We start from the raw sequence: 12,728 nt of genomic DNA, 5'->3' as shown, positions 1-12,728 counted from the left end.
AGCCTGTGAGCACGTCGGCCGTGGAACCCGGCACCCGACTGGCCGAACGCTTCCGGCTGGAGGACCGCGTCACCGAGTCCGACGGCGCGACCCTGTGGAAGGCGATCGACGAGATCCTCGCGCGCCCGGTGGCGGTGCACACGTTCGGCCCCGACTTCCCGCGCGTGCACGAGGTCGTCACCGCCGCCCGTGCCGCGAGCCGGCTCACCGACCCGCGCCTGACGCAGGTGTTCGACGCCGGCGAGGACGACAAGCACTCCTACGTGGTCAGCGAGTGGGTCACCGGCGAGACGCTGACCGACCTGCTCGCCGCCGGCCCGCTGGAGCCCGAGCGCGCGGCCGGTCTGGTGGCCGAGGCCGCCGAGGCGCTGGCGCACGCCCACGAGGCCAAGCTCTACCACCTGTGCCTGCGCCCGTCCCACCTGGTCTGGACGACGGGCAACACGGTCAAGGTGCTCGGCGTGGCCGTCGACGCCGCGCTGTCCGGGCTCACCACCGACCAGCCCGCCCTCGACGACGCCGAGGGGCTGGGCAGGCTGCTGTACGCCGGCCTGACCGGCCACTGGCCCGGCGACGAGGAGGAGGGCGGCCTGCCCGCCGCTCCCATGATCGACGGGCACTTCTGCTCGCCGCGGCAGGTCACGGCCGGCGTCCCGAACTATCTGGACACCGTCACCGTCCGCGCCTGCCTTCCCGAGTCGCGCAAGGGCCAAGGCGCGCTGGTGAGCCCGTCCGAGGTCGCCGAGGCGCTGGCCGACGTGGCGCGGCCCATGCCGATCGCCATCTCCTACCCCTCGACGCCGGCGGTCGCCTCCGCCTCCCACACCGAGGGCCTCGACATCGCCCACCGGCAGCAGCGCACCATGCCGCCCCCGCCGCCCGTGCCGCGCCGGCCGCCCAGCCAGGGCGGCGGCAGCGTGCTCAACCGGGTGCTGATGACGCTGGTGGTGCTGCTGGTCATCGCCGCCGTGGGCGTCGGCGCCTGGACGATCGGCCGCAGCCTCGGCAGCCCCGCCACCCCCGAGGCGTCGGTCAGCCCGACCACCGGCAAGTCCTCCGCCTCGGCCTCGGCCCAGGCCGTCAAGCCGGACAAGGCCAAGGGCTTCGACCCCCTCGGCGACGACGGCGACGAGAAGTCCGACATCGCCGAGCTGGCCATCGACGGCAAGCCCAGCACGGCCTGGACGACCCAGAGCTACGGCAACGCCGAGCTGGGGAACCTCAAGAAGGGCGTCGGCCTGCTGCTCGACATGGGCAAGTCCATGCAGATCAGCGACGTGGTGGCCACGCTGGCCAAGGCCGACGGCGCGAGCGTCGAGCTGAAGGTCGGCGACTCCCCCGAGCTCGGCTCGCTCAAGACCGTGGCGACCGAGAAGAGCGCCTCGGGCAAGACCACCCTGACCCCCGAGGACCCGGCAACCGGTCGGTACGTTTTGATCTGGTTTACGCGCGTTCCGGCAGATGCGGGCCAGTTTCGTGGCACCATCTATGAAGTAGTGGTGCATTCTCCCGGATCGGCATAAATCAGGAATCTCTCTTGTGAACTCCCCACCCGAGACACCCTCACCAGCGGAGCGGCCGGCGATCACAGACGCCGAGCTGCTGACCGCGCACATCAACGGGGATCCACACGCGTTCAGCGAGATCGTCAAAAGGCACCGTGACCGCATGTGGGCGGTGGCGCTGCGTACTCTCGGTGACCCTGACGAGGCGGCGGACGCCGTTCAGGACGCGTTCGTCTCCGCATATCGCAAGGCCGCCTCGTTCCGTGGCGAGGCGGCGGTCACCACCTGGCTCCACCGCATCGTCGTCAACGCCTGCCTCGACCGGATGCGGCGCAAGTCCGTCCGTCCGGTGGCCGACGACGAACTGATCGAGGCCGCCGAGCGGGACAGTCCGCTCCCCGACCAGACCGTCGAGCGCGAGGTCTCGATGGAGGTTTCGGCCGCTCTGAAACTGCTGCCCGCCGACCAGCGAGCGGCGCTCGTGCTCGTGGACATGATGGGCTATTCGGTCGAAGACGCAGCTCAGGTGCTACAGGTGCCGAGCGGTACCGTGAAGAGCAGATGCGCACGGGGTCGCGCGAAACTTGCCCCAATTCTTTCGCATCTGCGGAACCGTTCGGACCTCAATCGCGTCTCATCCGCGAAGGGAGCAGAACTTCGTGACGGGTGATACGCACTACGATCTTGAGGTCCTGGCCGAGCTGGCAGAGGATCTCTTGGACGCCGCGACGGCACGCCGGGTCCGCGAGCATCTCGCGGTCTGCGACCCCTGTGGGGAGCTGCTGGCAGACCTTGCGGCGGTTCGCGAGGTGCTCGCGGCGACCCCAACACCGGCCATGCCGATGGGCGTCGCACTGCGCATCGACAAGGCGCTGGCCGCCGAGGCGGAGTCCCGCCGCGGGGGTGTCGACCTCGTGGAAGCACCAGACTGGGACAGGCTCATGCGGGACTCCCCGTGGGAGCAGCCGGCGGCGGAGATCCCCGAGCCGGTACGTCTCGGGGTGGTCTCCGACGACGGCACCATCGTCCCGGCCCGGACCAGGTCGGCACGGCGGCGCAGGTGGGCCATGCCCGCCGTGGCGGCGTCGGCGGCGGCCGCGGTGGTGGTCGGCACGCTGGCGCTCTCGGGCGGGTTGCTGGCCGGCGGGAGCGAGCCGGGCGGTTCGTCCGGGCCCACGGTGGCGCAGCCCGCGACACCGTCGAAGCCCCACCAGCGGGCCAGGGCCTACGCGCTGACCGACAGCAACTACAACTACAGCGACCGGGAGCTGCGCCAGCCGCTGCTCGGGTACTTCGGCGCCGCTCCGGCCCTCGAAGGCCCCACGGACACCGCCAGGGTCGACCGATGCGTCGGCAAGGTGGCCGCCCGTTCGAAGCTGAAGACGTTCGCGGTCGACCAGGGCCAGTACAACGGTCAGGAGGCGCTGATCGTGGCCTCCTGGAAGGACCAGGCCGCCAAGAAGCTGCGCATCGACATCGTCGACCCGTTCAACTGCAAGAACCTGCGCAAGCCCACATTGGGCCGCTGGTAATCGAAAGCCCACGTCAGAGCCCGCTTCGGCGGGCTCTTTCGTTTTGCGGGCAGGGCCGGGAATCAGCGCGGCCTAGGATCTGTTGAGCCCGAAGCAAACAGCAGACGAGGAAGGCGTGGGAGCGTTGAGCGACGTTCGTAACGTGATCATCATTGGGTCGGGCCCTGCGGGCTACACCGCGGCCGTCTACTCCGCGCGCGCCGAACTCAAGCCGCTGGTCTTCGAGGGCTCCGTGACGGCGGGCGGTGCGCTCATGAACACCACCGACGTGGAGAACTTCCCCGGGTTCCCCGACGGCATCATGGGCCCCGATCTGATGGACAACCTGCGCAAGCAGGCCGAGCGCTTCGGCGCCGAGCTGGTGGCCGACGACGTGGTCGAGGTCGACCTGGAGGCCAACCCCAAGGTCGTCAAGACCCACACCGACACCTACTACGCCAAGTCGGTGATCCTGACCATGGGCTCGGGCTACCGCGAGCTCGGCCTGGAGAACGAGAAGCGCCTGTCCGGCCACGGCGTGTCCTGGTGCGCCACTTGCGACGGTTTCTTCTTCCGCAACAAGGACATCGTGGTCGTGGGCGGTGGCGACACCGCCATGGAGGAGGCGACGTTCCTGACCCGGTTCGGGCGCATGGTGACGGTCGTCCACCGGCGTGGTGAGCTGCGCGCCAGCAAGATCATGCAGGAGCGCGCGTTCGCCAACGAGAAGATCCGTTTCGTCTGGGACTCCGAGGTCGTCGACGTGCTCGGCGACACCAAGGTCGAGGCGGTCAAGCTGCGTAACGTCAAGACCGGCGAAGAGTGCGAGCTGGCGACCGACGCGCTGTTCCTGGCCATCGGTCACGACCCGCGCACCGACCTGGTCAAGGGCCAGGTCGAGCTCGACGAGAACGGGTACATCAAGGTCGCCTCGCCGTCGACCGCCACCAACATCGACGGCGTGTTCGCGGCCGGCGACGTCGTCGACCACACCTACCGCCAGGCCATCACCGCGGCCGGCACCGGCTGTGCCGCCTCGCTCGACTCCGAGCGCTGGCTCGCCAACAACGAGAAGTAAGGAGCGCACCGTGAAGGCAGTTACCGACGCCACGTTCGAGACCGAGGTCCTCAAGAGCGACAAGCCCGTGCTGGTCGACTTCTGGGCCGAGTGGTGCGGCCCGTGCCGTCAGGTCGCGCCCATCCTCCAGGAGATCGCGAACGAGCACGGCGACAAGCTCGAGATCGTCAAGCTGAACATCGACGAGAACCCCGAGGTTCCCCGCCAGTACGGCGTGCTCCAGATCCCCACGATGAACGTCTACAAGGGGGGCGAGGTCGTGAAGCAGATCATCGGCGCCAAGCCGAAGGCCATGCTGCTGCGCGAGCTCGACGGCATCATCTAGTCGCCCTCATGTGAAGGCCCCCTGCGGCGATGCCCGCGGGGGGCTTTCGTTTGCCCTTCTTCGGCCCCCAAGAGCCGTCAGACGGGACGAAGGGCGCGCTCCGGACTCATGGACCCCAGAAGGCGTTCGAGGGCCACCTCGACGTCCTCACGCCACGAGATGGCGCTCTTCAGCTCCAAACGCAGGCGCGGAAACCGCAAATGCGGTCGAACCGTCTTAAAACCTACAGAAAGCAAGTATTCAGCAGGAACTACACAACTAGGCTCTTCCCACTTCAGGTCGCCGAACGCCTCAATGGCCTTCACCCCGCGCCGGGTCAGATCCTTCGCCACGCCCTGAATCAGCATCCGGCCCAGCCCGCCGCCCGAGAACTCGGGGATGATGTGGGCCGTCATCAGCAGCACCGCGTCGGCGCTCACCGGCGAGGTGGGGAAGGCCAGCGAACGCGGGCTGTAGAGCGGCGGGCTGTAGAGGACGAACCCGGCCGGAACCCCGTCGACGTAGGCGATTTTCCCGCAGCTGCCCCATTCCAGCAGGGTGCCCGAGATCCAGGCCTCCTTCTCCAGCCCGGAGTCGCCGGAGTGCACGGCGCGCTCGCCACTGACGGGATCCAGCTCCCAGAACACGCACCGCCGGCAGCGGCGTGGCAGATCTTCGAGATTGTCCAGGGTTATGTTGACCAGCCGGCGCGACAACTACGGCCCCTATCGTCGACCCAGAAAAGCGCGCGAAAACCGCGTCCGTTGGTGGCATGGTAGCTCAGTGAAGATGGAGCCAGCGGATACCACGACGGTCGAGCCCGGTCACGAAGGACATGTCCGACTGGCGTAATCTGGTATTTCGGTCCGATATGACACCTAGGAGGTGGGCCGTGACGGAAGAGCAGGATCACGGTCAGACACCCGCGACCCAAGGGTCGCGCATCGACGCCTACGTCGATCGGTACGCCGCGCGAGCTACCGGGATGGTCGCCTCCGAGATCCGAGCTCTCTTCGCCGTCGCGTCGAGACCCGAGGTGGTCTCGCTCGCCGGCGGCATGCCGTACGTCACGGCGCTCCCCCTCGACATGGTCGGCGAGCTGGTCTCCGACCTGGTCACCACGCGCGGCACGGTCGCGCTGCAGTACGGTTCCGGCCAGGGTGACCCGCACCTGCGCGAGCAGATCTGCGAGGTCATGCGGCTGGAGGGGATCGAGGCCGGGGCGAACGACGTCGTCGTCACCGTCGGTTCACAGCAGGCGCTCGACCTGATCACCCGGATCTTCATCGACCCGGGCGACGTCGTGCTCGCCGAAGGCCCGTCGTACGTAGGGGCCCTGGGGACGTTCTCTGCCTACCAGGCCAAAGTGGTCCACATCGCCATGGACGATCAGGGCATCGTGCCCGAATCGCTGGCGCAGACCATCTACGCGCTGGAGACCGCCGGAGCGCCCGTCAAGTTCCTCTACACGATCCCGACCTTCCAGAACCCGGCCGGCGTCACGCTCAACCTGGCCAGGCGGCAGCAGGTGCTCGACATCTGCCAGCGTGCCGGCATCCTCATCATCGAGGACAACCCGTACGGCCTGCTCGGCTTCGACGGCGAGCCCATGCGCGCCCTGCGCGCCGACAACCCCGACGGCGTGGTCTACCTGGGGTCGTTCTCCAAGACGCTCGCCCCCGGCTTCCGCGTCGGCTGGGCGCTCGCGCCGCACGCCATCCGCGACAAGCTGATCCTGGCCATGGAGTCGGCCGTGCTGTCGCACTCGGTGTTCACGCAGCTCGCCGTGGGCCAATTCCTGGCCACGCAGCCGTGGCGGGAGCAGATCAAGTCCTTCAAGGAGCTCTACCGCGAGCGGCGCGACTCCATGCTGGACTCCCTGGAGGCCCTGATGCCGCCCGAGGTCACCTGGACCCGTCCGGCCGGCGGCTTCTTCGTCTGGGCGACCCTGCCCGAAGGGCTCGACTCCAAGGCGATCCTGCCGCGGGCCGTGGCCGAGCGGGTGGCGTTCGTGCCCGGCACCGGGTTCTTCTCCGACGGCAGCGGCGCCCGGCACATGCGGCTGTCCTACTGCTTCCCCGAGCCCGATCGCATCCGCGAGGGCGTCCGGCGCCTGTCCGGGGTGATCGAGCAGGAGATGCAGCTCCGGGACATGTTCGGCACCGGCTCCGGTCCCGAGCGGGCCGGCGTCGACACTCCGGGGCCCGAACTGGCCTAGCTTCCTCGGTACGGCCGGCGCTCCCCGGGGACGGGGACGCCGGCCGTACTCGTGTGCGGGCCTCACCTACACCATTCGCCGCCAGCCGCCGGTACGGTTGGACGCGTACGATCAGCGGAGGAGATGTGATGAGCGATCTGGGCCACGTGCTCGTGCTGGCCGGGGGCCTCTCCTATGAGCGGGAGGTGTCCCTGCGCTCCGGCCGCCGGGTGAGCGAGGTGCTGCGCGCCACGGGCATCGACGTGGAGGCCCGCGACACCGACGCCTCCCTCGTGCCCGCCATCCTCGCCGACCCGCCCGAGGCGGTGTTCGTCACCCTCCACGGCGGCGCGGGCGAGGACGGCGCGATCCGTTCCGTGCTCGAACTCCTCGACGTGCCCTACGTCGGCGCCGGCCCCGACGCCTGCCGCGTGGCCTTCGACAAGCCCACCGCCAAGGCCGTCGTACGCTCGGTCGGCCTGCGCACCCCCGAGTCCGTCACCCTCCCCAGGGAGACCTTCCACGACCTCGGCGCCACCGTCGTGCTCGGCCGCATCATCGACCGTCTCGGCCTCCCCCTGTTCGTCAAGCCCGCCCGCGGCGGCTCGGCCCTCGGCGCGTCCATCGTCCGCACGGCCGAAGAGCTGCCCGCCGCCATGGTCGGCTGCTTCGCCTACGGCGACACCGCCCTCATCGAGCGGTACGTCGAGGGCGTCGAGGTGTCGGTCTCGGTCGTCGACCTCGGTGAGGGGCCCGTGGCGCTGCCGGCCGTGGAGATCGTCCCCGACGCCGGCGTCTACGACTACGCCGCCCGCTACACCGCCGGGCACACCGAGTTCTTCGCCCCCGCCCGCCTCTCCGCGGCCGCCGCCGACGCCTGCGCCCGGATGGCCGTGACGGCGCACACGGCGTTGGGGCTGCGGGACATCTCCCGTACCGACCTGATCGTGGACGCGGCCGACGACCCGCACTTCCTGGAGGTCAACGTGGCGCCGGGGATGACGGAGACATCGCTGCTGCCGATGGCCGCGGAGGCAGCGGGACGCGACCTCGGCGACCTCTGCCGCACCCTCCTCCAAAACGCCGCCCACCGCCCCCGCCCCTAACGCCCCTCTCCTCGCCCCTCTTCCCCGCGGCGGCTCCTCTCCACCGCCGCGCGCCAGCTCTTCACGTCCCCGCGCGGCGACTCTTCTCTTCCGCCGCGCGGGCGCTGCTCTCTTGTTCACCGCGCGCCGCCGCCTGTTGTCCAGCCCGCGAGAGCTCCCCCCTTGTCCACCGGGTGACGACCGCTCTCGTCCCTCACGCTGCTGCTGCTCTCTTGTCACTTGTGCGGCGACTCCCCTTGTCCCCCGCACGACAACCCCTTCGTCCAACAGGCGACCACCGCTCCCGCCGGGCGCGCGGCTGCTACTCCCTTCTCCCCCGTGCGGCGCCTCCCCTCGTCTGCCGCACGCCACCCCCCTCGTCCACCGACTCTCTTCCGCGACGCGACCGCTCTCGTGCTCCGCGTGATGCCTCCCCCTGTCCCCCGGGCGGCGATCCCCCTCGTCCGCCGCACGACAGCCCCCTCGTCCATCAGACGACCACCGCTCCTGTTCCTGCACGACTACCGCCCCCTTATCCCTTCATGCGGCGACTCCCCTTGTCCATCGCACGACAGCCCCCTCATCCGCCAGGCGACCACCGCTCCTGTCCCTCACACGACCGCTGCCCCCTTGTCCCTCATGCGGCGACTCCTCTTGTTCGCCAGGCGACCACCGCTCTCTTCCGCGGCGCGGCCGCCTTCGTGCACCGCGTGGTGCTGCCCCTGTCCCCCGCGGAGACTCCCCCTGTCCACCGCACGACAGCCCTCTTGTCCGCCAGGCGGCGACTGTTTGCGTCCCGCCACGTGGCTGCTGCCCCTCGTCTACCGCGTGGCTGCTCCCTTCTCCGCGCGGCCAGCCCCCTCTTCTGCAGCGACAGCTCCTCCATTCCCCCGTGCGGCAACTCCTGCACTTCCCCCGCGTGGGCCCGCCCCCTCCCGTCTCACCCTCCGAATCCGGCCCTGTTTCCTCGCCTCCCCTCTCCGCTCCTTCCTCCGTCTCCCGCTTGAGACGAGCTCCTGTCTCCTCACGCACCCACTTTCGAAGCCGGCCTCCCCTCCCTTGCAGGGGTGCCTCTCGCAGCGCGTCACCCACCTCTCCGCCAGAGCCCTGCAACCAACGCCTCTCCTGGTCCCACCTCCTCAGCGCGTTCCTCCTACGTCCCTCGCTCCCCGCGTCCCGGCGCGCTCCCCCTGGCCGCTGCTCTCCACCGCTCCCCCAGCCGAGCGCCTCGCCCACCGGATGTCCTTCAGCGTGCCTCTCCTCGACCGCCTGTCACTGACCGCCTTCAGCGCACTTCTCTCTCGGGACGTCTCCCACGGCGCGTCACCGCTTCTCCCGCAGCAGGAATTTCCTCCACGCCGTTCATCAGCGCCTCTCCTTGGCCGTCCATGACTGACCGCTTTCGGCGCCTCTCCCTTAAGACCTCCACCCGCAGCACGCCACCGCTTCTCCTCCAGCGCGCCTCGCTCATGGTTACTGGTCATCAGCGCTCCCGCCCGCCATCCGTCACTGAGCAGTTCTCCCCGACACCTCGACACCTCGCCGCCGCGTCCGCTTCAGCGAGGCTCTCCTCGGCCACCCCTCGGCGAGGCCTCTTCAGCGCGTGTCCTCTCCAACGCCTTCGGACTCATGGCCCGGCGTTTCCCATCGCGCCCGCCATCCCGTGCGCCGAACTGACGGCGCCTTCTTGAAGGCTTGCTTCCCTTGCGCTCTGCGGCGCCGGAACCGCATGCCTCGGTGTCGCCGACCTTCCCCCTCCCCACCGGTCGCCCCCTGACGGGCGGCCCCTCCTCCTTTCGATGCCTCGGCTGGTTGCAGTCGCTTCACCCATGAACAGCGGCCGTGGACCCGCCAGACCCCGCCGACCGCTCCGCCGCCATCCATCGCTATGCCGCAAAGGCGGCCCGATCGCAACCGCACCGTCCCACAGCCCTGACAACGGCCACCGTTTGAAGCATCAGCGCAACGCCGGCGAGAAGCACCACCGCCAACGCCCACGAGGGAACTGCGAGAACCACCATCGGCGCCCCCGCCCCTCCCAACCTCCCGCCCAAGCACCTTGCATAGCCTTACGGTGTGCCGATCAATCCCGCCCACCCAAAGAGCTTCGCCAGCGACAACCACGCAGGCGTGCACCCCGACATCCTCAACGCCATGACCGTCGCCAACCAGGGAGACGCTCCCGCCTACGGCGACGACACCTGGACCTCAACCTTCGAGCGCAAAATCAAGGAAACGTTCGGCCCCACAGCGGAAGGCTTCGCCGTACTCAACGGAGCCGGTGCCAACATGGTCGGCCTGGCCCTCATGCTCGGCCGCTACGACGCCATCCTCTGCGCCGACACCGCCCACATCGCCACCCACGAAACGGGCGCCACGGAACGCCTCCTGGGCGTGAAGCTCCGAACCATTCCCACCCCGCAGGGCAAGCTCCACCCGGACGACATCAAGGCCCACCTCCACCTCATCGGCCAGCACCACGAGCCCCAACCGACGGTCGTCTCCATCTCCCAGGTGACCGAGTTGGGCACCTGCTACTCCCCCACCGAGATCGCCGCCCTGGCCGAAACGGCCCACGCCTCCGGCCTACGCCTCCACGTGGACGGTGCCCGCCTCGCCAACGCCGCCGCCCACCTGAACTGCTCCCTGAAGGCCATCACCACGGACGCAGGCGTGGACGTCTTCAGCTTCGGCGGCACCAAGAACGGCGCCATGGCCGCGGAAGCGGTGGTCGTCCTGGATCCATCCCTGACGGACGCAGTCCCCTACCTCCGCCGCCAGTCACTCCAGCTGGCCTCCAAGATGCGCTTCATCTCAGCCCAGCTCTCCGCTCTCCTGACCGACGACCTGTGGCGCCGCAACGCCTCCCACGCCAACCAGATGGCACGCCGCCTGGCGGACGGCCTCGCGGACGTACCCGGCGTCACCCTCACCCACCCCGTGGAGTCCAACGCCGTCTTCGCCACCCTCCCCCACGCCACCTCAGAATCCCTCCTGCAGGACTACCTCTTCCACTACTGGGGCGAGACCGCAGGCACGGTCCGCTGGATGACCGCCTTCGACACCACCGAAGAGCACGTGGACGACTTCCTGGCCGCCCTCCACAAAGCAGCCACCCCCTGACCTCCGGCCCCGTTTCACGTGAAACACCGCCTCCGACCACGCTCCTCCGACTGGGAGTCCCGCAGGCGTTTCACGTGAAACACGGCCACTCGCCGCTCCAGGGGCGCCGTTCGATGTAGAACCCGCCAGAGGTCCCGCCAGGCGCGAACGCGAGGCGTGGGGCCCGAGACGCGGGGCGTAGGGCGCGGAGGCGCGGGGCGTGGGGCGCGGGCGTGAGGGGTAGGGCGCGGGGTACGGGGCGTGGGGTGCGGGGCGTGGCCAGCCGAACCGCCTGATGCCAGCTCGAGAAGGGGCCGTGGCTAAACGAGAACCTCCCCGCGCGACCATCAGCACGCTACTTCGAGAACGAAGCCGCCGAGCAATCACCACGCGGCACTGAGCGAGCTGGGGGCCTAGGAAACCGGTCGAGCCGGTGGAGCCGGAGAGCCAACCGAGCTGGAGAGCCGGTCGAGGCGGAAGCCGGGTGAGCTGGAGAGCCGGTCGAGGCGGAGAGCCGACCGAACTGGAGAGCCGGGCGAGCTGTAACGAGCTGGAGAGAGACCCAAGACCGTAGCCCGGCCAGCCATCGCGCTCGCCACGCATGCCGCACCCCCGACGCGACACAGCGCACACGCCCACCGCGACGCTGCGGACACGCCCACAAGACGAAGCGAGACCGGACGCAGACGAACAGAAGAGCAGGCGAACAGAAGAGAGAAGAGAAGAGAAGGAGGAAAGAGTCGAGGAAGCGGTTTCACGGGAAAGAGCGAGTGGTTTCACGTGAAACAGGCGAGGTCAGTCCTCGCGCTCCCGCATCGCCCGTGCCGCCTCAGGCGCCATCGTCCCGATGATGCGCTCAAGGTCGTCGATCGTCGCGAACTCCACCACGATCCGCCCCTTACGCCGCCCCAAATCGACCTTGACCTTCGTCTCGAAGTGGTCGGAGAGCCGGTCCGCCAGATGGGTCAGACCAGGAGCCGTAGGCTTGGGCACCTGCCGCTCCCGCGGCGCCTTCTGAGCAGCCTTCGCGCTGCCCATGGCGACGATCTCCTCCACCGCCCTCACGGACAACAGCTCCGCCACGATGCGCTTGGCCAACTCGACCTGCTCCTCCGCACTGCTCAGGCCAAGCAGAGCACGAGCGTGCCCGGCGCTGATGGTGCCGGCGGCCACGCGGAGCTGAACCTCCGGCGGGAGGTTCAGCAGCCGGAGCGTGTTGGTGATGTGAGATCGAGAGCGCCCCACCTTGCTGGCCAGCTGCTCGTGGGTCGCCTGGAAGTCGTCCAGCAACTGTTGGTAGGCGGCCGCCTCTTCCAGGGCGTTCAGCTGCTCGCGCTGGAGGTTCTCGATGAGCGCGTCCCGGAGGAGGTCGGTGTCCTGGGTGTTCCGGACGATTGCCGGGACCGGGTCGAGACCGACCTGCTGGCACGCCCGCCAGCGCCGCTCCCCCATGATCAGCTCATACTGACCGCCACCCACGGAGCGCACCACGATCGGCTGCAGAAGGCCGACCTCGCGGATGGAGTCGGCGAGCTCCTGGAGGCGCTCGTCGTCGAACACCTCACGCGGCTGACGCGGGTTGGGCACGATCGCGGTCAGCGCGACCTCTCTGAAGTACGCTCCAGCGATCGGCTTCGGACCTGCCTCGACCGTGGAACCGTTCGAGGGAGCGGGCGCCGCACCCGGGCCGTCAACGATGGGTCCGGTCGGGATGAGCGCCCCGAGTCCCTTGCCCAATCCCCGCCGCTGCTGACTCACTGCGTCTCCTCATCCAGCCGGTCGATTCCGGTCACTCCAGGAGAGGTTACCGTTGCGGGCCCAGCGGGGTGCCCCCACGCCACACACAGTCCTGTGGGATTTACGCCGACACGGTTACAAATCTGCCCAACACACGACTCGCGCCGAACGAGACCGCCTACCGCCGACGTCCACCGGGTCCAACCCGG

General features: G+C 69.2%; 10 protein-coding genes. 8 read left to right on the top strand and 2 right to left on the bottom strand.

The genetic code is table 11. The features are described from left to right. Positions 1-5: 5 nt before the first annotated feature. From ACNF49_RS04825 to trxA, 5 genes are all read left to right on the top strand, one after another. Positions 6-1,523, top strand: a complete 1,518-nt coding sequence (locus tag ACNF49_RS04825) for a protein kinase family protein (protein WP_357974023.1) — start codon at positions 6-8, stop codon at positions 1,521-1,523. A 16-nt stretch (positions 1,524-1,539) separates the two neighbouring features. Then, a complete protein-coding gene (gene sigM, locus ACNF49_RS04820; protein ID WP_352322958.1) occupies positions 1,540-2,175 on the top strand; it encodes an RNA polymerase sigma factor SigM in 636 nt (211 codons plus the stop codon). Next, entirely contained in the window at positions 2,165-3,037 is an 873-nt protein-coding gene (locus ACNF49_RS04815) for an anti-sigma factor family protein (protein WP_357974026.1), read from the top strand. The genes sigM and ACNF49_RS04815 overlap by 11 nt, the downstream gene beginning before the upstream one ends. 124 nt (positions 3,038-3,161) lie before the next feature. Then, complete coding sequence (gene trxB / locus ACNF49_RS04810; RefSeq protein WP_397178769.1) at positions 3,162-4,094, top strand: thioredoxin-disulfide reductase; 933 nt, start codon at positions 3,162-3,164, stop codon at positions 4,092-4,094. A gap of 10 nt (positions 4,095-4,104) precedes the next feature. Further along, entirely contained in the window at positions 4,105-4,419 is a 315-nt protein-coding gene (gene trxA / locus ACNF49_RS04805; protein WP_352322961.1) for a thioredoxin, read from the top strand. A 77-nt stretch (positions 4,420-4,496) separates the two neighbouring features. Here trxA and ACNF49_RS04800 read toward each other — a convergent pair whose 3' ends face one another. Next, a complete protein-coding gene (locus tag ACNF49_RS04800; protein ID WP_357693328.1) occupies positions 4,497-5,114 on the bottom strand; it encodes a GNAT family N-acetyltransferase in 618 nt (205 codons plus the stop codon). 269 nt (positions 5,115-5,383) lie between these two features. Here ACNF49_RS04800 and ACNF49_RS04795 point away from each other — a divergent pair, with 269 nt between their 5' ends. From ACNF49_RS04795 to ACNF49_RS04785, 3 genes are all read left to right on the top strand, one after another. After that, on the top strand, positions 5,384-6,616 hold the full coding sequence (locus ACNF49_RS04795; RefSeq protein WP_352362288.1) for an aminotransferase-like domain-containing protein: 1,233 nt from the start codon (positions 5,384-5,386) through the stop codon (positions 6,614-6,616). A gap of 128 nt (positions 6,617-6,744) precedes the next feature. After that, complete coding sequence (locus ACNF49_RS04790; protein ID WP_357974032.1) at positions 6,745-7,701, top strand: D-alanine--D-alanine ligase family protein; 957 nt, start codon at positions 6,745-6,747, stop codon at positions 7,699-7,701. 2,055 nt (positions 7,702-9,756) lie between these two features. Then, positions 9,757-10,803, top strand: coding sequence for a threonine aldolase family protein (locus ACNF49_RS04785; protein WP_482942920.1), 1,047 nt, complete (start codon positions 9,757-9,759; stop codon positions 10,801-10,803). Positions 10,804-11,577: 774 nt separating this feature from the next. Here ACNF49_RS04785 and ACNF49_RS04780 read toward each other — a convergent pair. Beyond that, on the bottom strand, positions 11,578-12,540 hold the full coding sequence (locus ACNF49_RS04780) for a ParB/RepB/Spo0J family partition protein (protein WP_357974038.1): 963 nt from the start codon (positions 12,538-12,540) through the stop codon (positions 11,578-11,580). Between the last annotated feature and the right edge of the window lie 188 nt (positions 12,541-12,728).

The sequence above is a fragment of the Actinomadura sp. ATCC 39365 genome (assembly GCF_054392275.1).
This window is presented reverse-complemented; position numbering and strand designations above follow the sequence as displayed.